This is a genomic window from Stenotrophomonas sp. YJH_SMC_27, assembly GCF_059369815.1.
On the sequence record NZ_JCAFTA010000006.1, the window covers coordinates 115,109 to 133,762 of the forward strand.

At 67.7% G+C, this 18,654-nt stretch carries 18 protein-coding genes; 17 read left to right on the forward strand and 1 reads right to left on the reverse strand.

From position 1 onward, the window contains the following. Positions 1-156 precede the first annotated feature (156 nt). The 15 genes from AC5P7R_RS11020 to pncB all read left to right on the forward strand — a co-directional run bounded on the left by AC5P7R_RS11020 (position 157) and on the right by pncB (position 16,379). Positions 157-2,010 carry a S8 family peptidase gene (locus AC5P7R_RS11020; RefSeq protein ID WP_021203162.1) on the forward strand — a complete coding sequence of 618 codons (1,854 nt, stop codon included), beginning with the start codon at positions 157-159 and terminating at the stop codon, positions 2,008-2,010. Between the two features lie 136 nt (positions 2,011-2,146). Continuing rightward, entirely contained in the window at positions 2,147-3,868 is a 1,722-nt protein-coding gene (gspE, locus tag AC5P7R_RS11025) for a type II secretion system ATPase GspE (protein ID WP_227853659.1), read from the forward strand. Between the two features lie 24 nt (positions 3,869-3,892). After that, a complete protein-coding gene (xpsF, locus tag AC5P7R_RS11030; protein ID WP_019661003.1) occupies positions 3,893-5,113 on the forward strand; it encodes a type II secretion system protein XpsF in 1,221 nt (406 codons plus the stop codon). A 49-nt stretch (positions 5,114-5,162) separates the two neighbouring features. Further along, positions 5,163-5,606 carry a type II secretion system major pseudopilin GspG gene (gene gspG, locus AC5P7R_RS11035; RefSeq protein WP_021203164.1) on the forward strand — a complete coding sequence of 148 codons (444 nt, stop codon included), beginning with the start codon at positions 5,163-5,165 and terminating at the stop codon, positions 5,604-5,606. A 6-nt stretch (positions 5,607-5,612) separates the two neighbouring features. Beyond that, positions 5,613-6,107: a type II secretion system protein XpsH gene (gene xpsH, locus AC5P7R_RS11040; protein ID WP_019661005.1), complete on the forward strand. Its 495-nt coding sequence runs from the start codon at positions 5,613-5,615 to the stop codon at positions 6,105-6,107. Next, a complete protein-coding gene (gene xpsI / locus AC5P7R_RS11045; RefSeq protein WP_019661006.1) occupies positions 6,104-6,523 on the forward strand; it encodes a type II secretion system protein XpsI in 420 nt (139 codons plus the stop codon). Before xpsH ends, xpsI begins: the two co-directional genes overlap by 4 nt. Beyond that, the gene (locus tag AC5P7R_RS11050) at positions 6,520-7,152 is read left to right on the forward strand and encodes a type II secretion system protein J (protein ID WP_019661007.1); all 633 of its coding nucleotides are present in this window, start codon (positions 6,520-6,522) and stop codon (positions 7,150-7,152) included. Before xpsI ends, AC5P7R_RS11050 begins: the two co-directional genes overlap by 4 nt. Beyond that, positions 7,149-8,012, forward strand: a complete 864-nt coding sequence (locus AC5P7R_RS11055) for a type II secretion system minor pseudopilin (protein WP_019661008.1) — start codon at positions 7,149-7,151, stop codon at positions 8,010-8,012. The genes AC5P7R_RS11050 and AC5P7R_RS11055 overlap by 4 nt, the downstream gene beginning before the upstream one ends. Further along, complete coding sequence (locus AC5P7R_RS11060) at positions 8,009-9,154, forward strand: PilN domain-containing protein (RefSeq protein WP_021203165.1); 1,146 nt, start codon at positions 8,009-8,011, stop codon at positions 9,152-9,154. Before AC5P7R_RS11055 ends, AC5P7R_RS11060 begins: the two co-directional genes overlap by 4 nt. Beyond that, positions 9,135-9,842, forward strand: a complete 708-nt coding sequence (gene gspM / locus AC5P7R_RS11065; protein WP_238558844.1) for a type II secretion system protein GspM — start codon at positions 9,135-9,137, stop codon at positions 9,840-9,842. Before AC5P7R_RS11060 ends, gspM begins: the two co-directional genes overlap by 20 nt. Beyond that, a complete protein-coding gene (locus AC5P7R_RS11070) occupies positions 9,832-10,629 on the forward strand; it encodes a type II secretion system protein, XpsN-like (RefSeq protein WP_021203167.1) in 798 nt (265 codons plus the stop codon). Before gspM ends, AC5P7R_RS11070 begins: the two co-directional genes overlap by 11 nt. Positions 10,630-10,638: 9 nt before the next feature. Next, the gene (gene gspD, locus AC5P7R_RS11075; RefSeq protein WP_021203168.1) at positions 10,639-12,843 is read left to right on the forward strand and encodes a type II secretion system secretin GspD; all 2,205 of its coding nucleotides are present in this window, start codon (positions 10,639-10,641) and stop codon (positions 12,841-12,843) included. 568 nt (positions 12,844-13,411) lie between these two features. Beyond that, on the forward strand, positions 13,412-14,263 hold the full coding sequence (locus AC5P7R_RS11080; RefSeq protein WP_021203169.1) for a glycosyltransferase family 2 protein: 852 nt from the start codon (positions 13,412-13,414) through the stop codon (positions 14,261-14,263). Next, on the forward strand, positions 14,260-15,099 hold the full coding sequence (locus tag AC5P7R_RS11085) for a glycosyltransferase family 2 protein (protein WP_019661014.1): 840 nt from the start codon (positions 14,260-14,262) through the stop codon (positions 15,097-15,099). Before AC5P7R_RS11080 ends, AC5P7R_RS11085 begins: the two co-directional genes overlap by 4 nt. Before the next feature lie 101 nt (positions 15,100-15,200). After that, entirely contained in the window at positions 15,201-16,379 is a 1,179-nt protein-coding gene (pncB, locus tag AC5P7R_RS11090; RefSeq protein ID WP_021203170.1) for a nicotinate phosphoribosyltransferase, read from the forward strand. A 10-nt stretch (positions 16,380-16,389) separates the two neighbouring features. Here the strand turns inward: pncB and AC5P7R_RS11095 are convergent, their stop codons facing one another. After that, the gene (locus AC5P7R_RS11095) at positions 16,390-16,755 is read right to left on the reverse strand and encodes a hypothetical protein (protein ID WP_021203171.1); all 366 of its coding nucleotides are present in this window, start codon (positions 16,753-16,755) and stop codon (positions 16,390-16,392) included. 459 nt (positions 16,756-17,214) lie between these two features. Here AC5P7R_RS11095 and AC5P7R_RS11100 point away from each other — a divergent pair, with 459 nt between their 5' ends. After that, a complete protein-coding gene (locus tag AC5P7R_RS11100) occupies positions 17,215-17,754 on the forward strand; it encodes a fimbrial protein (protein WP_019661017.1) in 540 nt (179 codons plus the stop codon). Between the two features lie 85 nt (positions 17,755-17,839). Then, complete coding sequence (locus tag AC5P7R_RS11105) at positions 17,840-18,568, forward strand: fimbrial biogenesis chaperone (RefSeq protein WP_021203172.1); 729 nt, start codon at positions 17,840-17,842, stop codon at positions 18,566-18,568. The last annotated feature ends 86 nt before the right edge of the window (positions 18,569-18,654 follow it).

Consider the following 18,654-nt stretch of genomic DNA (forward strand, 5'->3'; position numbering starts at 1 on the left):
CCAAACCACTGCGCCGGCGGCCACCCACGCCGGCGCCAAACCTGCAAACAGGGCCTGGGGGGAGGTCACGGCAATCCCGGCTGGGCCGGCCGGGAGTCGTCAAGGAATGATGGCCGCAGTGTTGGTTCGATCCATGACCCAGAAGAGGAATTCGACGTGATCAAGAAGCAGAACCTTCGCATCAATGTGCTTGCCGCCGCCGTGCTGTCGATGACCGCCGTCGGTGCCGTCCACGCCGCCGGGTTGCCGACCCGTGAACCGGTGCGCCAGGCCAGCACCGCCGAGCCGGGCACCCAGCGCATCATCGTCAAGTACCGTGCCGGCACCGCTGCGGCGGGCGACCGGTCGGCCAAGCTGTCCACCGTGCAGTCCGCGCTGACCCGCGCCAGCCTGTCCGGTGGCACTACCCGCGCCAGCGCGCTCGGCCCGCAGGTCGTGCGCAGGCTGGGCGTCGGTGCCGACCTGATCCGCCTGCAGGGGCGCCTGGCGCCTGCCGAACTGCAGCGCGTGCTGAAGGAACTGAAGGCCGATCCGTCTGTGCAGTACGCCGAGGCCGATGTGAAGCTGCGCCGTACCGAGCTGCGTGCCGGTGACGTGCAGCCGGCGCTGGCGCCGAATGATCCCTACTACCAGCAGTACCAGTGGCACCTGCACAACGCCACCGGCGGCATCAACGCACCGTCGGCGTGGGATGTATCGCAGGGCGAAGGCGTGGTGGTGGCGGTACTCGACACCGGCATCCTGCCGCAGCACCCGGACCTGGTCGGCAACCTGCTGGAAGGCTACGACTTCATCAGCGATGCCGAGACGTCGCGCCGTGCCACCAACGATCGCGTGCCGGGCGCGCAGGACTATGGCGACTGGGTCGAGAACGACAACGAGTGCTACACCGGCTCCGTCGCCGAGGACAGTTCCTGGCACGGTACCCATGTGGCCGGTACCGTGGCCGAGCAGACCAACAACGGCGTCGGCATGGCCGGTGTCGCGCACAAGGCCAAGGTGCTGCCGGTCCGCGTGCTCGGCAAGTGCGGTGGCTACCTTTCCGATATAGCCGACGCCATCACCTGGGCCTCCGGCGGCACGGTGGCCGGCGTACCCGCCAATGCCAACCCGGCCGAAGTCATCAACATGAGCCTCGGCGGCAGCGGCAGCTGCGACGGGACCTACCAGGAAGCGATCAATGGCGCGATCTCGCGTGGCACCACGGTGGTCGTGGCGGCCGGCAACGAGACCGACAACGCCTCCAAATACCGTCCAGCCAGTTGCGACGGCGTGGTGACCGTCGGCGCCACCCGCATTACCGGCGGCATCACCTACTACTCCAACTACGGCACCCGCGTGGACCTGTCCGGTCCGGGTGGTGGTGGCAGCGTCGACGGCAATCCCGGCGGCTACGTCTGGCAGTCCGGTTCCGATGCGGCCACCACGCCGGAGTCGGGCAGCTACAGCTACATGGGCATGGGCGGCACGTCGATGGCCTCGCCGCACGTGGCTGCCGTCGCTGCACTGGTGCAGAGCGCGCTGATCGCCAAGGGCAAGGATCCGCTGGCCCCCGCCGCGATGCGCACCCTGCTGAAGGAAACCGCGCGTCCGTTCCCGGTCAGCATCCCGACCGCCACTCCGATCGGCACCGGCATCGTCGATGCCAAGGCGGCGCTGGCAAAGGCGCTGGAAGAGCCGTGCACCGAGAACTGTGGACCGGTGGCGACGCCGCTGACCAACAAGGCCGCCGTGGGGGGGCTGAACGGCACGGCCGGCAGCAGCCGCCTGTACAGCTTCGAGGCAGCCGCTGGCAAGCAGCTCAGCGTGATCACCTACGGTGGCACCGGCAACGTGTCCGTCTACATCGCCCAGGGTCGCGAGCCGAGCGCCAGCGACAACGATGGCAAGTCGACCCGTCCCGGCACGTCCGAAACGGTACGGGTGAACAAGCCGGTGGCAGGCACCTACTACATCAAGGTAGTGGGCGAAGCGGCCTACAACGGCGTGAGCATCCTCGCCACGCAGTAAGCCTGACGTGTCGTAGTTGAACGGCCGAGGCCCGTCATCCTGTGTGACGGGCTTCGTCTTTTTGCGAAAGCTGGCCGCAGGGCGGCGGAAATCATGGCTTAACTGCTAAAGTCGGTCCGATTGACAGGAGAGTCACGTGAACGCGCTCGCTGCAACCGTTACCGACGATGCCGAAGGCCGCATCCTGGATGCGCTGCTGGCACGCGGCCGGCTCAAGGAAGGAGACCTGGCGCGCGCGCGGCCGTTGCACGCCGAGGCCGGCGGCAGCCTGCTGGGCCTGCTGGTGCGCCTGGGCCTGGTGTCTGAACGCGACCAGGCACAGACCAGCGCGGAGGTGCTGGGCCTGCCGCTGCTGGAGGGCAGGCAGGTGCCGGAGGCCCCGCCACAGGCACTGGCCGAGGGCATGCCACTGTCGCTGCGCTTCCTGAAGCAGTTCCATGTGTGCCCGCTGGAGTTGAATGAACACGGGGTGCGTCTGTGGCTGGCCGATGCCCACGATGCCTATCCGCAGCAGGCCGTGCAGTTGGCGCTGGGGGTTCCGGTGACACCGGTGCTGGGCATGCGTGCGGAGATCGATGACCTGGTCGAGCGCTGGTTCGGCCAGGGCCGCAGCGCGATGGGCGCGATCGTCGAAACCGCCGATGGCGAGGGCGGTGCGGTCGATGACATCGAGCACCTGCGCGACCTGGCCTCGGAAGCGCCGGTGATCCGCCTGGTCAACTTGGTGATCCAGCGTGCGGTGGAACTGCGCGCGTCGGACATCCATGTCGAACCGTTCGAGAGCCGCCTGAAGGTCCGCTACCGTGTCGATGGCGTGCTGGTGGAGGGCGAAAGCCCGCCGGCCAACCTCACCGCAGCGGTGATCAGCCGCATCAAGATCATGGCCCGGCTCAACATTGCCGAGCGCCGCCTGCCGCAGGACGGCCGCATCATGCTGCGCGTGCAGGGCAAGGAGCTGGACCTGCGCGTGAGCACCGTGCCGACCGCGCACGGCGAAAGCGTGGTGATGCGCCTGCTCGACCGCGAGACAGTGGTGTTTGATTTCCACCGGCTGGGGTTCACCGATGCGTTCCTGCCGCAGTTCCGCAAGGTGCTGGAACAGCCGCACGGCATCCTGCTGGTGACCGGCCCGACCGGCTCGGGCAAGACCACCACGCTGTACACCGCGCTGAGCCAGCTCAATACCGCCGACGTCAAGATCATCACGGTCGAGGACCCGGTCGAGTACCAGATCGAGGGCATCAACCAGATCCAGGCCAAGCCGCAGATCGGCCTGGACTTCGCCAACGCGCTGCGCAGCATCGTGCGCCAGGATCCGGACATCATCATGATCGGCGAAATGCGCGATCTGGAAACCGCGCGCATCGCGATCCAGTCGGCACTGACCGGCCATCTGGTGCTGTCCACCCTGCACACCAACAATGCCGCCGGTGGTATCACCCGCCTGCTCGACATGGGCGTGGAAGACTACCTGCTCACCTCCACCATCAACGGGATTCTGGCCCAGCGCCTGGTGCGCCGGCTGGAACCGACCCACGCCGAGCGCTACGAGGCTTCGCCGGAGGAAATCAAACGCTTCGAGCTGCGCCGCCTGCAGCCGGAAGGGCCGATCCATCTGTTCCGCCCCAGGCCCTCGGCGCTGGCGCCGACCGGTTACCTCGGTCGTACCACCATCATGGAATTCCTGGTGATGAACGATGCGCTGCGGCGTTCGGTGATGCGCCGCGACGGCATGGGCGAGATCGAACGCATTGCCCGCGAAGCCGGCATGCGCACGATGTACGAAGACGGCCTGTCCAAGGCCCTCAGTGGGCAGACGACCATCGAGGAAGTCCTGCGTGTCACCGAGGAAAGCTGATGCGCGCAGGACGACGGGGCTGACATGCCGACCTACCGTTACAAGGCACTGAATCCGCACGGCGAGATCTTCGACGGGCAGATGGAAGCGGCCAGCGAGGCCGAGCTGGTCGCGCGCCTGCAGGACCAGGGCCATCTGCCGATGGAGACACAGCTGGCCGATGGCGGTGCGATCGGTGGCGGTACCTGGCGCAACCTGTTCCGCCAACGGCCGCTGCAGGGCGCGGCATTGCTGCAGTTCACCCAGCAGCTGGCGACACTGCTCGGTGCGGGCCAGCCGCTGGACCGCGCGCTGTCGATCCTGCTCGGGTTGCCCGAAGACGATCGTTCGCGTCGCGCGATCGCCGACATCCGCGATGTGGTGCGCGGTGGCGCGCCGCTGTCGACCGCACTGGAACGCCAGCACGGGTTGTTCTCGCGCCTGTACGTGAACATGGTGCGTGCCGGTGAGGCCGGCGGCAGCCTGCACGAAACCCTGCAGCGCCTGGCCGACTACCTCGAACGCAGCCGGGCCCTGCAAGGCAAGGTGATCAACGCGCTGGTGTACCCGGCCATCCTGCTGGTGGTGGTGGGTGGTGCGCTGCTGTTCCTGCTTGGCTACGTGGTGCCGCAGTTCGCGCAGATGTACGAGAGCCTGGATGTGGCGCTGCCGTGGTTCACCAACGCAGTGCTGCAGCTGGGCCTGTTCGTGCGTGACTGGTGGGTGCTGCTGCTGGTGGTGCCGGCGCTGGTGGCGCTGTTCTTCGAACGCAAGGCGCGGCAGCCGGCCTTCCGGTTGGCGCTGGATGGTTGGCTGCTGCAGCGTCGCGGCATCGGCCGCCTGCTGGGTGAACTGGAGACTGCCCGGCTGGCGCGCACGCTGGGTACCCTGCTGCGCAATGGCGTACCGCTGCTGGGTGCCCTGGGCATCGCCCGCAACGTGCTGGGCAACCGCGCGCTGGCTGCCGATGTGGAAACCGCCGCCGATGAAGTGAAGAACGGTGCCGGCCTGTCGCTGGCGCTTTCGCGAGGCAGGCGTTTCCCGCGCCTGGCCCTGCAGATGATCCAGGTTGGCGAGGAGTCCGGCGCACTCGATACCATGCTGTTGAAAGCGGCTGACACCTTCGAACAGGACAGCGCCCGCCGCATCGACCGCCTGTTGGCGGCGATGGTGCCAGCGATCACCCTGGTGCTGGCCTCGGTGGTGGGTGCGGTGATCGTTGCCGTGCTGGTGCCGCTGTACGACCTGACCAATGCCATCGGTTGACGATGGATCCCTACGCAACCCCGACACTCCGCAACTGAAAGGACCGACCATGATTGCTTCCCGTCGACCGATCCGCCTTTCCTTCACCGCAGCGCGCAACCAGTCGGGCATGAGCCTGCTGGAGATCATCATCGTCATCGTGCTGATCGGCGCGGTGCTGACCCTGGTCGCCAGCCGCGTGCTGGGTGGCGCCGACCGCGGCAAGGCCAACATTGCCAAGGCACAGGTGCAGACCGTCGCATCCAAGGTCGACAACTACCAGATCGATACCGGCAAGCTGCCCGGCTCGCTCAATGATCTGGTGACTGCGCCGGCTGGCGTGGCTGGCTGGCTGGGGCCCTATGCCAAGCCGGCCGATCTGAACGATCCGTGGGGCCATGCGCTGGAATACCGCACGCCGGGCGAGGGCCAGCCGTATGAGCTGATCAGCCTGGGCAAGGACGGCAAGGCCGGTGGCAGCAGTGTCGACGCCGACATCCGCTACCAGCCGTAACCGGGCATGTCGCGTTTCCTGCCGCGCCGGTTGCAACGCCCGCGCCTGCCCGGCAGGCGCGCAGCGGGCCTGTCGCTGCTGGAAATGCTGCTGGTGATCGCGCTGATCGCCGCGATCGGCCTGATCACCGCTGCCGGCCTGTCACGCGGTTTCGCTGGCATGCAGCTGCGCAGCGCCGGCAAGGACATCGCCAACCAGCTGCGCATGGTGCGCGCGCAGGCGATCACCCGCGGCGAGCCGCAGCGCTTTGTCATCGAGCCGGCCAAGCGGCGCTGGGAAGGCGCCAACCAGCGCCACGGTGACGTGCCGGCACAGCTGCAGGTGCAGTTCGAAGGCGCCGCGCAGCTGGCCACCGCGCCGGGGCAGGGCGTGATCGAGTTCCACCCCGATGGCGGCTCCAGCGGTGGCCGCATCCGGCTGCAGCGTGACGACGCCGAGTGGCGCATCGACGTGGGCTGGCTGACCGGTGAGGTCCGCTCTGGCCCTTGGCGGGCGCAATGAAGCGGCGCGCCCGCGGCTTCACCCTGCTGGAAGTGATCATCGCCTTCGCCCTGCTGGGCCTGGCGCTGACGCTGCTGCTGGGCAGCCTGTCCGGCGGCGCAAAACAGGTGCGCGATGCCGAGCTGCGCACGCGCGCGGTGCTGCATGCGCAGTCGCTGCTGGCCGAAACCGGCGTCGCCTCGCCGCTGCAGGCAGGCAGGCAGCAGGGAGACTGGGAGCAGGGGCGCTACCACTGGGAATTGCAGGTCCAGCCGTGGGCGGAGCCGCGCGCAGGCAATGTCGCGCAGGCAACGTCACCGGGAACCCCCTGGCTGGCCGAACTGCAGCTGCAGGTGCGCTGGGGTGACAGCGAGCGCGAACAGCTGCGCTGGCGCAGCCTGCGCCTGTTGCCGCCCGACCTGGAGAATGCGCGGTGAAGCGCCGTGCCGCAGGGTTCACCCTGGTCGAAGTAATGCTGGCCACCGTGCTGCTGGCCGGCGGCCTGGCATTGGCCTTTGCCAGCGTGCGCTCGGCGATGGCGGTCAGCCAGCGCGGCGAACAGATCGCCGCCGAAAGTGAACGCATGCGGGCGGTCGAGTCTCTGCTGCGCAGGCAGCTGGCCGGCGCACTGCGCACCCCGCTGGAGGTCCCGGACCCCACCCGCGAACCGGTGTTCTTCCAGGGCGAAGAACAGCGCATGCTGTTCGCCGCCGACCTGCCCGGCTACCTCGGCCGTGGCGGCTCCTACCTGCACGCGCTGCAGGTGGACGGACGCGAGGGGCAACAGCGCCTGCTGCTGGACCTGGTGTTGCTGCAGGAAGGCGAGCGCATCGCCGAGAATCCGCCACGCCCGCCGGAGGTGTTGGTTGAGAACCTGAAGTCGGTGCAGCTGCGCTATCGCGGCATCGATGCGGGCACCGGTCAGATGAGTGACTGGATGCCGCGCTGGGACGATACCCGGCGGCTGCCGATGCTGGTGGAGATCAGGATTGTGCCCGCCAAGGGCGCGCCCTGGCCACTGCTGGTGGTGGCACCGCGCGCCGGTGGCAGTGGAGGTGCGCGATGAACCGGCAACACGGTGCGGCGCTGGTGCTGGTGCTGTGGCTGATCGCATTGATGACCGCGCTGGTCGGTGCGTTCGCGCTGAGCGCACGGGTCGAGCATCTGCAGCAGCGGGTACTGGATGACGATGCACGCGGGCAGGAACGTGCGCGCGCCGGCCTGGAGTACGCGCTGCTGCGCCTGTCCGCTGATCCGCTGCGGGCGCCCTGGCGTGCCGATGGCCGCACCTACCGCTGGCAGTTCGATGACGCCAGCATCGAGATCAAGGTGCTGGACGAGAATGGCAAGATCAACCTCAACCTGGCCGACGTGACCCTGCTGACGGCGTTCCTCAAGGCACTCGGTGAAGACGAAGGCGCTGCCCGGCAGATGGCCGGCGCCATTGTTGACTGGCGTGATGAAGACAGCCTGCTGCAGCCCGGTGGCGGTGCCGAAGCGCCGGACTACGCGGCGGCCGGGTTGCCGTATGGCCCGCGCAACAAGCGCTTTGAGACACTCGGCGAACTGCAGCGGGTGCTGGGCATGCGCGGCCCGCTGTACAAGGCCATGCTGCCCCACCTGACCCTGTACAGCCGCCAGGCGCGCCCGGATCCCCAGTTCGCCAGCGCGCCGGTGCTGACCGCACTGGGGCTGGATGCGGATACCGTGCTGGCGCAGCGCGCCCAGCAGGAGCGTGACGCAGATACCGCTGGCGGTGCGACAACGCTTGCCAGCAGCAGCGGCACCTATAGTATCGAGTCCCGTGCAACCGACAGCAGTGGACGCCGGTCGGTGTTGCAGGCAGTGGTACGCAATGGCTCGGGCGGGGTTCCCGGGCGGTCCTACACAGTGCTTCGCTGGGAGCAGGGAATGACAGCAAGATGACGGCATGGCAGGACAGTGTGCGGCAGGTGCAGGGCCGGATCGGCCCGGGCGCCGGTCGTTTCCTGCGCTGGTGGCGGCAATCGCTGCTGGCGTGGGTGCCGGCCCGTTGGCAGTGGGCGCTGGGCTGGGCACAGGCGCGCCTGCTGCTGCAGCGCCAGGGTGACCAGCTGCAGGTCTGGCGTGAGGCCGGTGAACGCCGCGAAGCGGTTGCCAGCGTGCCATGGCCGCTGTCGCCGGTGGAACTGGACCGCGTGCTGGAACCGCGGCTGCGCAGCCTGCCACGGGTGTGGCTGCTGCCGGCCAGCGAGGTACTGCGTCGTCATCTGCGCTTGCCCGCGGCTGCGGCCGACCGCCTGCGCGCCGTGGTCGGTTTCGAGATCGACCGCCAGACGCCGTTCGAATCGAGCCAGGTCAGCTTTGACGTGCGTGAGCTGGGGGGCGCAGCCGAGGGCCAGCTGCAGGTCGAACTGATCGCCTGGCCGCTGCGCCAGCTGGAAGCGTGGCGGGCCAGCGTGGGCGAGTGGGCCGATGCACTGGCCGGTGTCGATGCCATCGACAGCGAGGGTGAGCCTCTGCAGGTGAACCTGCTGCCACCGGCGCAGCGCCAGTTGCGCGCGGATCCCATGCGGCGCTGGAACGTGCTGTTGGCCGTGGCCGCGCTGGTGATGCTGGTGCTGGCCGCCGTGCAGCTGCTCGACAACCGCCGTGACGCTGCCGATGCGCTGCGTGCGCAGGTCGAGCGCAGTGCACGCAGTGCGCGTGGTGTCGCCAGCGAACGCGCGCAGCTGCAGGCGCTGATCGATGGTGCCGCATTCCTGGAAAAGCAGCGCAGCCAGCGTGCCGGAACGGTGGAAATCTGGAATGAACTGACCCGGCGCCTGCCGGAGGGCACCTATCTGGAAAAGCTGGCCATCGAGAACAACAACCTGCAGCTGATCGGCCTGAGCCGCGAGGCGTCGCAGCTGGTGCAGCTGCTGCAGGACGCACCGCAGTGGCGCAAGGTCAATCTGACCGGCGTACTGCAGGCCGATGGTGCTGCCAGCGGCCGTGACCGTTTCACCATGACTGCCGAACTGCAGCCGTTGCCGGCTGCAGCCCCGGCCCGGGAGGCGGCCGATGCCGATGCCAAGCGCACGCCGTGACCGCTGGCTGGCACTGGCGCTGCTGCTGGCAGTGCTGGGCCTGGCCTACCTGCTGCTGGTGCACCCCTGGTTCACCCGGCCACTGCGTGAAATCGACGCCGACGTGGCCGCCCTGCGCGAGCGCGAACAGCGCGTGCAGGCGCAGCTGCAGCAGCAGCCGCAGATCGAACAACGCCTGCGCGCCACCCGCGAGGCACTGCAGCAGCGGCCGGGCTTCCTGCGTGAAGCCACCGCCGAAGCTGCAGCCGCTGCGCTCGGCGCGAAGCTGCAGGATGCGGTGGCGATGGCCAGCCCGGGCAACCGCAGCTGCACCATCAGCAACCGCACGCCACTGGCCGACAACCGTCGTGACGCCGAGTTCGTGCGCGTGGCCATGCAGGTGCGCCTGCGTTGCGGTGTGGCCGAACTGGCCACGGTGCTGCACAGCCTGGAAACCGGCAGCCCGCGCCTGTTCGTCGACAACCTCAACCTGATCGCGCAGCGCTTCCAGCAGTCGCCGAATGAATCCGGGCTCGGCTTGGACGTGTCGTTCGAACTGGCCGGTTACCTGCTGCCCGGTGCCGCTGCCGATGGCGCTGCGGCGGCACCGGCAGCCGAGCCGGGCGCGGCGCCGCAACCGCCTTCGGCTGCACCGGCACCCTCACCGGCTGCGCCGGAAGAGGGGCAGGAGGTGGCCGATGAAGCTTGAGCAGATCAGCCTGCGCACCGGTTTCCTGCTGGCACTGGCCGGCTGGGCGGCAGCGGTCTGGCTGGCCACCGGCTTCGGGCTGGGCAGCCAGCTGCCAGCTGCCGGCGGCAATGCCGACGCGGTGCCCTCGTTGCCGGTGCTGCCGCCGTTGGCTGCAGAACGCATGCCCAGCGCCGACAGCTACAGCGCAATCAGCGAGCGGCCGCTGTTCGCCGAGGACCGCAGGCCCAAGCCCTACCTGCTCGGTGGCAGCGAGCCCGCCGCCAGTGCCGCGCTGCGCCTGACCGGCGTGCTGCTGACCGGCAACTTCGGGATGGCCACTTTCACCACCGAGCAGAACCGCTCGCTGCGCCTGCGCCTCAACGGTGAAGCTGTCGACGGCTGGCAGCTGGTGGCGCTGCAGCCGCGCCAGGCCACCGTGATCGGCCCCGGTGGCAACCAGGTGCTGGAACTGGCGGTATTCAACGGGCAGGGCGGTGAACCGCCGACCGTACTGCGCGGCGCCAATGGTGTGCCGCCGGCAGGTGCGATCGTTGTGCCGCCCCCGGCAGGCGCTCCGCCGGCACCGCCGCCGGTTGCGGCAACCCCATCGCCGTCGCCTGCTGGCAGTGCGCCAGCGCCCTCGGCTGCGGCATCCGCCCCTGCCACCAACAACGGCCCCAGCGAAGCGCAGATGCAGGCCATCCGCGAACGCATCCAGGCCCGTCGCCGCCAGCTGCAGCAACAACAGCAGCAACAACAGCAGCAACAACCGTCGCCGCCCCCGGGCGATGGCACCAACCGATAGAGTGAATGCATGAGCCTGCGTTTCCTTCCCTGGTCCTTTGCCCTCGCGCTGCTGGTCGGCTGCAGCACCGTGTCCGCGCCGCACGTGCAGCGTAAGGGCAATCTGTCGCCCACCTCCGAGGCTGGCCGGGCGGCCGATGTCACCGCTGACGCCGCCCGTGACGCCCAGGGCGCGCCGCAGGCGGTGATCCGCCGTGGCACCGGCACCATGATCAACCGCGAAGCAGCCCGCGCACCGGCACCGGCGCTGCATGGCGCCAGCACCGGCGAGGCTACCTTCAACTTCGAAGGCGAATCGTTGCATGCGGTGGTCAAGGCCATCCTCGGCGACATGCTGGGCCAGAACTACGTGATCGCACCGGGGGTGCAGGGCACGGTCACCCTGGCCACCCCCAAGCCGGTGTCGCCGGCACAGGCGCTGAACCTGCTGGAGATGGTGCTGGGCTGGAACAACGCACGCATGGTCTACAGCGGTGGGCGCTACAACATCGTTGCCGCCGACCAGGCGCTGGCCGGTACGGTTGCGCCGAGCACGGCGCCAGCCGCCAGCGCGCGTGGCTTCGAGGTCCGCGTGGTCCCGCTGCAGTTCATCTCCGCCACCGAGATGAAGAAGGTGCTGGAGCCTTATGCGCGGCCCAATGCGATCGTCAACGTCGACAGCGGCCGCAACGTGATCACCCTGGGCGGTACCCGCGCAGAGCTGGAAAACTACATGCGCACCGTCGAGATCTTCGACGTCGACTGGCTGTCGGGCATGTCGGTGGGCGTGTTCCCGATCCAGTCGGGCAAGGCCGAGCAGGTGGCTGCCGACCTGGAGAAAGTATTCGGCGAGGAGAGCAAGACGCCCAGTGCCGGCATGTTCCGCTTCCTGCCGCTGGAAAACGCCAACGCGGTGCTGGTGATCACCCCGCAGGTGCGTTACCTGGACCAGATCCAGCAGTGGCTGGACCGCATCGATACCGCCGGTGGCAGTGCCCGCCTGTTTTCCTACGAGCTGCGCTACATCAAGGCGCGTGACCTGGCCGAACGGCTCAGTGAAGCATTTGCCAGCAGTGGCAACCGCGGCGGTTCCAGTCCGGCCTCGCTGGCCCCGGGGGCGATGCCGTCGCAGCTGGGCAGCGACTCCGATCGTGGCATGGACAGCACCAACAACAGCAGCAGCTTCGGCTCGGTCCCGGGCAGCAGCTCCAGTGGCGGTGGCAACGGCAGCATGAACCTGCCGCAGCGCCAGTCCGGCAACGTCAGTGTCAGCCTGGAAGTGGAAGGCGACCGCGTGGGCGTGTCGGCGGTGGAGGAGACCAACACCCTGCTGGTGCGTTCGACCCCGCAGGCCTGGCGGTCGATCCGCGAGGTGATCGAGAAGCTGGATGTGATGCCCCTGCAGGTGCACATCGAAGCCCAGGTGGCCGAGGTCTCGCTCGATGGCGACCTGAAGTACGGCGTGAACTGGTTCTTCGACAACGCCGTGGCCGGGCGTGCCCTGACGGGCGCATTGGGCGGCGTGACCCTGCCGGCGGCAGCGGGTGGCTCGTGGAGCAGCTTCGCCGGTGCCGCAACGGGCGGCGAAGGTCTGGGCTGGGCATTCACCGGCCACAATGGCGCGGCGGTGGTGAGTGCGCTGGACAAGGTCACGGATGTACGCCTGCTGCAGACGCCTTCGGTGTTCGTGCGCAACAACGCCGAGGCCACGCTCAACGTCGGTGACAAGGTGCCGATCAACACCACCACGGTGAATACCGGCATCGGCACCAGCAGCTACAGCTCGGTGCAGTACATCGACACCGGCGTGATCCTGAAGGTGCGCCCGCGCGTGACCCGCGACGGCACGGTGTTCCTCGACATCGTGCAGGAAGTGAGCAGCGCCTCGAACGTGCCCGACAACTGCAATCCGACCGAGCGCAACTGCAACCCGCGCATTTCCACAAAGAAGCTGTCGACCGAAGCGGCGGTGCAGAGCGGCGACACCATCATGCTGGCCGGCCTGATCACCGATTCGGGCACCGATGGCAGCAGCGGCATTCCCGGCCTGAGCCGGATTCCGGTGGTTGGCGCGCTGTTCGGGCAGAAGAGCCGCTCCAGCCGCCGTTCCGAAGTGATCGTGCTGCTGACCCCGAGCATCGTGCGCAACAGCCTGGAAGCGCGGAATCTGACCGACGAGTACAGCCAGCGTTTCCGCGCGATGGAGCCACTGAACCAGCCGCGCGCAAAGAAGTAAGGGGTTTGCGGCCGGGCTGCGCCCGGCACCCGCCGAGGCCGGAGCAACAGCAACAGCGGGTTTACTGAGGGATGGCGGGGCACTGTGGGTTTGCGGGGACGCCGTGAATACGTCCATGTAGGCTTGTCGCCGCATCCATGCGGCTCACACCCCGCAAACCCGCAGTGCCCCGCCTTCGACAGTTTCCTGCTTGCTGTTGGTAGGTGTCGACCTTGGTCGACACGATCCACGCCATGCGTGGATGACTCTCCATCGAAATCGAATATTTCGATATCTGTGAGATCTGAGCCGAGCACGGCTCGGCTCTACAGAAGAGCAGGCAGGTCGCGGAAAACTGTCGACGGTGGGGTGGGTCCGGTTGTGGGGGCGTGAGCCGCATGGATGCGGCGACCGACCTACATGGACGTACTTGCAGCGTCCCCCGCAACCGGACCCACCCCGCCAACCCCAGGAACCCAGCTCTTGCTTCGGCTGTTGCTGTTGCCCTGGCCTGAAGCGGGTGCCGGGAGCAACCCGGCCGATACCCTCCCGGTGCTAGGCTGTGGCCACCGACAACCACGGAGGCGGGATGGGGGCGATCGTGTTGTTGCCGCTGTGCGTGGACGATGCCGCGCTCGACCGCTGCCTGGCCGCACTGGATGCGGGCACCGCGCCGGGCACCGCAGTCTGGCTGGCCGACGATGCGCAGACCGGGCCGCGTGCGCAGGCGGTGGTGGAACACTGGCTGGCACATACGCCACTACAGGCCGAGTACACCCGGCGCGCGCGGCCACTGGGCGAGGTCGCCCATCTGGACGAGATGCTGCGCGCCTGCGATGGCCTGGACGTGGCCGTGCTGGCACCGGACAGCGTGCCTGCGCCGGGTTGGCTGCAACAATTGCAGGACGCCTTCGCCCGCGATGCCGCCATCGCGACCGCAACCCCGTGGTGCAATGCCGGCGAAACCGCAGCGTGGCCACGGTTGGGCGAGATCAATCCCGAGCCCGAGGATGCGGCGCTGCTGGCACAGACCTGCGCCGCCTTGCCGGCGCTGCACCCGGAACTGCCATCGGCGGTCACCCATGCGGTTCTGGTGCGTGGCAATGCGCGCCGCCGCGCCGGTGGCCTGGATGTGGACAGCTACGCTGGCTGGAACGCGGCCCTGGTCGACCTCAGCCTGCGCATGGCCGGCCTGGGCTGGCGCAACGTACTGTGCGAGACCGCCTTTGTGAGCCGGGCGGGCGAGGCGGCCAGCCGCGATGGCGACCTTGAGGCGCTGGCTGCGCGTTGGCCTGGCTGGGTGCCGCGCCTGGCCGATTTCCTGATGCACGATCCATTGCACGGGCTGCGCGCCGACCTGCAGCAGCGCATGCGGCAGGCGATAATGCCGAAGGAACAGGGCGACCTGTTCGTTCCTTCCGCGCCGGAGTCACTCGCTTGAATGTTGCCATCGCCGCCATCGTCGTGACCTACCAGAGTGCCAGCACCATCGATGCCTGCCTCTCGCGCCTTCGCCAGGCGCAGGACGTGGCCGAGATCCGGGTGATCGACAATGGCTCGATGGATGGCACGCTGGACATCGTGCAGCGCCATGCCAGCCACGATCCGCGCGTGCGTTTCGTCGGCAACCCGGACAATCCCGGCTTCGCCGCTGCCAACAACCAGGGCGTGGCCGATTCGCGCAGCCCCTGGTTGGCCTTCATCAACCCGGACCTGATGGTCGAGCCGGAGACGTTGGCCGCACTGCGCAGCCGGGCGGAAGCACTGGGCGATTGCCTGCTCGGTGTCGAGCAGGTGGACGAGCAGGGCCATGCCGACGAAGCCGTGCGCCGCCGCGACCCGGATTTCCTGATGATGCTGCGCTCGCCGGGAAAGGGCTCGAAGCTGGCGCTGCCGCGTGACCCGCAGCAGGTGCTGCAGCGGGTGCCGGCACTGTCTGGCGCACTGCTGATGATGCCGCGTGCATTGTTCGACCGGATCGGAGGCTGGGACGCCGGGTATCGTCTGCACGCCGAAGACCTGGACCTGTGCCGGCGTGCACGCGAAGCCGGGGCCGTGGTGGCGATTGCAAACGACCTGCAGGTCACCCATGTACGTGGCGTCTCGAGCCGATCGCGGCCGTTCTTCGTTGAATGGCACAAGCACAGGGGCCTGTGGCGCTACTTTCAGAAGTTCGAGGCCAGGCAGCGTTCGCTGCCGGTGCGCGTGGCGGTGTGGGCCGCGATCTGGGGGCACGCCCTGATGCTGGTACCGCGCCTGTTGCGCAGGTCGTTGTAGGGCCGAACCTGCATCCACGCATGGCGCGGATCTACCCACGCGGAGAGCCGAGCGTGCCCGCGGCCACCCCGGTTCACCCGTCCGGGCGCATAATCCGCCTCATGCCTATCATCCAGTCCCTGCTCGACACCGACCTGTACAAGTTCACCATGATGCAGGCGGTGCTCCACCAGCACCCCGGTGCCCAGGTGCAGTACCGGTTCAAGTGCCGCACGCCCGGCATCGACCTGGCCCATTACATCGACCAGATCGACGAAGAGATCGACCACCTGTGCAGCCTGCGTTTCAGCGACGCGGAACTGGACTACATGCGCGGCCTGCGCTTCGTGAAGCCCGACTTTGCCGATTTCCTCGGCCTGTTCCATCTGGACCGCAAGTACATCCAGCTGCGCGCGTCGACGGCCGTGCCCGGCGAAATCGAACTGGACATCACTGGCCCGTGGCTGCATACCATCCTCTTCGAAGTCCCGCTGCTGGCGATCATCAACGAAGTCTGGTTCCGCAACACCACCACCGCCGACTTTGCCGAGGGCGAGCGTCGGCTGCAGGCCAAGGCCGCGCTGCTGCGTGATACTCCCGGTTTCGAACAGTGCCGCATTGCCGACTACGGCAGCCGCCGCCGTTATTCGCGTGACTGGCATGCGCGCCTGCTGCCGCTGCTGCGCGATGCGCTCGGCCCGCAACTGGTCGGCACCAGCAACGTGCACTTCGCCCGCCTGTACGGCATGACCCCGCACGGCACCATGGCCCATGAGTACCTGCAGGCATTCCAGGCACTTGGCCCGCGCCTGCGTGATTCGCAGGTGGCGGCACTGGAATCGTGGGCACGCGAGTACCGCGGCGACCTCGGCATCGCGCTGTCCGACGTGGTCGGCCTGGATGCGTTCCTGCGCGATTTCGACATGTATTTCTGCAAGCTGTTCGACGGTGTCCGCCACGACTCGGGCGATCCGTTCGACTGGGGCGACCGCATGCTGGCGCATTTCCAGCAGCGCCGGGTGGATCCGCGCACCAAGGTGCTGGTGTTCAGCGATGGGCTCGACATCGCCAAGGTGATGCGCCTGTACGACTACTTCCGTGGTCGCTGCCAGGTCGCCTTCGGCGTCGGCACCCACCTGACCAATGATCTGGGGCCAACGCCGCTCAACATCGTCATCAAGATGGTCCGCTGCAATGGCCAGCCGGTGGCCAAGCTCAGCGATTCGCCAGGCAAGAGCATGTGCGACGACCCGGGCTACCTGGCCTACCTGCGCCAGGTGTTCGAGCTGCCGCCGGCGTAAGCGTGCCGGCTTACAGGTAGTCGACCACCACCAGGTAGGCGCCCTGCAGCGGCTGCTGCGTCGACGCCTGCACCCTGTAACGCTCGGAGAAGGCGATATCGCCGGCGCGCAGCGCGCTGGCCGACACCGACAGCTTCTGGCCCTGGCGCTTGCCGTTGCGCAGCGTCGCGGCCGGGCCGTCGGCCAGCGCCGTCACTTCCACCGTCGAGCCCTTGGCCGACGGCGGGCAGGCGGCCAGGCTCAGCTCGCCCTGGGACAGATTCGTCGTGCAGCCCGGCTCGGCGATGCGGCCACTGAAACGGATGCTGCCGCTGCTGGCCTGGGCCAGCGCACTGACGGACATCAGGGCCACGCACAGCAGAATGGAATTCCTCATGACACGTTCTCTGGTTCGGTGTGTCCTAGTTAGCGACACCTTCGATCAGCCTTTAATAGGACGATTTCGAATCTGCTAGGGACATCACCAAGAAAGAGTGATGCGCATCAAAGAAGCCGATTTCCGCCGGGAAAAGGTTTGTTTCCGTGCATGCCGAACGCGCCACCCGAAGCGTCATCCAGGGTCGCTTCTGACCTGATCCGGCGACCGTCGGGTTCCCGAACCCCCGTGGGTCCTGATTTCGGCTATCACGTCACATTTCCAGCGTCAATGAATTGGCGTTCAGAAAAATAATGAGACTTTCATCACACTTGTACCTATACTTGCGTCACGGATTCAGGGAAAGCTACGTCCGAGTCCGGCCACAGGTGAGACGCAAGGATGGGTCTTGTTAGCCCGGCAGTGCTCCTTGCTTCCTCCTCTACTTCTCATCTCTTCAGTAGGGTTAGGTAAAAGCGAATGCACAAGATCAATATCATCGCCGCTCTGATGCTGGCCGCCGCTCCGCTGGCCGCCAACGCCGCCGACGGCACCATCACCTTCAATGGCAAGGTGACCGACAAGACCTGCACCATCTCGACCCCGGGCGGCAAGGACTTCGCCGTGACGCTGCCGACCGTGTCCAAGAACACCCTGGCCACCGCCGGCGCCGTTGCGGGCCGCACCCCGTTCGCCATCAACCTGACCAAGTGCAGCGCCGGCAACGTCGCCACCTACTTCGAGCCGGGTTCGACCGTCGACTTCAACAGTGGCCGCCTGGTCAACCAGGCCTCGGCCAACGCTGCCACCAACGTGCAGCTGCAGCTGCTGGGCTCGAACAACCAGTTCCTGCCGATCAAGGCGGCTGGTGCTGGCCTGGCCCAGACCAACTCGCAGTGGGTCACCGTCGGCACCGACGGCTCGGCCGACCTGAACTACTACGCTGAGTACTACGCCACTGCCGCCGCCACCCCGGGCGACGTCACCAGCAGCGTCAAGTACACGATCATCTACAACTGATCGCAGTCATGCCCCCACTGGCCGGCGTTCGCGCCGGCCGGTGTTCCGCGGCCGCTGGCCACACCCCTCGAGCGTAGTACTTCCGATGAAAGCATTCTTTCCCCGGGCGCTGCTGCTGGCAGCGTTCACGCTGCCCTTCTGCCAGAACGCACTGGCCGGCGTGGTGGTCAATGGCACGCGAGTGATCTATCCGGCGCAGGCGCGCGAAGTCACCGTGCAGGTCGACAACGTGGGCGATTCGCCGGCGCTGGTGCAGGCCTGGATCGACAGCGGCGACGCCAACCAGACCGCCGATACCAGCGATGCCCCGTTCGTGCTTACACCGCCGATCGCGCGTGTCGAGCCGGGCCGCAGCCAGGCGCTGCGACTGATCTTCTCCGGCGCGCAGCTGCCGACCGACCGTGAGTCGGTGTTCTGGCTCAACGTGCTGGATGTGCCGCCGTCCCCGGACAACGCCGAAAGCGGCGAACAGAATTACCTGCAGGTCGCGTTCCGTTCGCGCCTGAAGCTTTTCTACCGGCCGCAGGGCCTGAAGGGCGTCGCCAACGACGCGCCGGCAGCGCTGCGCTGGACCCGCAATGGCGACCGCCTGCGGGTGGAAAACCCGAGCCCCTTCCACGTCACTCTGGCCGAAGTACATGCTGTAACCGGCAGCAGTGAAAAGGCCGTCGAGGACAAGGGCGCGATGGTCGCGCCGAAGCAGAGCCTGGAGTTCGCCGCACCGGCGGGCACCGACGAGGTCCGCTTCATCACCATCAACGACTACGGCGGCCGGGTGGAACACACCATCCGCCTCGGCAGCACCGGGGGCTGAACGCGCCGCGCCGGCCCCTGGCCTGCGCATCCCGCCACCGCCGCTGTGCGGCGAATTGAAGGAATGTCAGTGTGATCGGAAACAGA

What these genes read in the sequence shown, in the direction of transcription:
- gspG (WP_021203164.1), top strand. Translation starts at nt 5,163, where the DNA reads ATGATTGCTTCCCGTCGACCGATCCGCCTTTCCTTCACCGCAGCGCGC.
- xpsI (WP_019661006.1), top strand. Translation starts at nt 6,104, where the DNA reads ATGAAGCGGCGCGCCCGCGGCTTCACCCTGCTGGAAGTGATCATCGCC.
- gspD (WP_021203168.1), top strand. Translation starts at nt 10,639, where the DNA reads ATGAGCCTGCGTTTCCTTCCCTGGTCCTTTGCCCTCGCGCTGCTGGTC.
- gspM (WP_238558844.1), top strand. Translation starts at nt 9,135, where the DNA reads ATGCCAAGCGCACGCCGTGACCGCTGGCTGGCACTGGCGCTGCTGCTG.
- AC5P7R_RS11055 (WP_019661008.1), top strand. Translation starts at nt 7,149, where the DNA reads ATGAACCGGCAACACGGTGCGGCGCTGGTGCTGGTGCTGTGGCTGATC.
- AC5P7R_RS11060 (WP_021203165.1), top strand. Translation starts at nt 8,009, where the DNA reads ATGACGGCATGGCAGGACAGTGTGCGGCAGGTGCAGGGCCGGATCGGC.
- xpsH (WP_019661005.1), top strand. Translation starts at nt 5,613, where the DNA reads ATGTCGCGTTTCCTGCCGCGCCGGTTGCAACGCCCGCGCCTGCCCGGC.
- AC5P7R_RS11070 (WP_021203167.1), top strand. Translation starts at nt 9,832, where the DNA reads ATGAAGCTTGAGCAGATCAGCCTGCGCACCGGTTTCCTGCTGGCACTG.
- AC5P7R_RS11095 (WP_021203171.1), bottom strand. Translation starts at nt 16,755, where the DNA reads ATGAGGAATTCCATTCTGCTGTGCGTGGCCCTGATGTCCGTCAGTGCG.
- AC5P7R_RS11105 (WP_021203172.1), top strand. Translation starts at nt 17,840, where the DNA reads ATGAAAGCATTCTTTCCCCGGGCGCTGCTGCTGGCAGCGTTCACGCTG.
- AC5P7R_RS11100 (WP_019661017.1), top strand. Translation starts at nt 17,215, where the DNA reads ATGCACAAGATCAATATCATCGCCGCTCTGATGCTGGCCGCCGCTCCG.
- pncB (WP_021203170.1), top strand. Translation starts at nt 15,201, where the DNA reads ATGCCTATCATCCAGTCCCTGCTCGACACCGACCTGTACAAGTTCACC.
- xpsF (WP_019661003.1), top strand. Translation starts at nt 3,893, where the DNA reads ATGCCGACCTACCGTTACAAGGCACTGAATCCGCACGGCGAGATCTTC.
- AC5P7R_RS11080 (WP_021203169.1), top strand. Translation starts at nt 13,412, where the DNA reads ATGGGGGCGATCGTGTTGTTGCCGCTGTGCGTGGACGATGCCGCGCTC.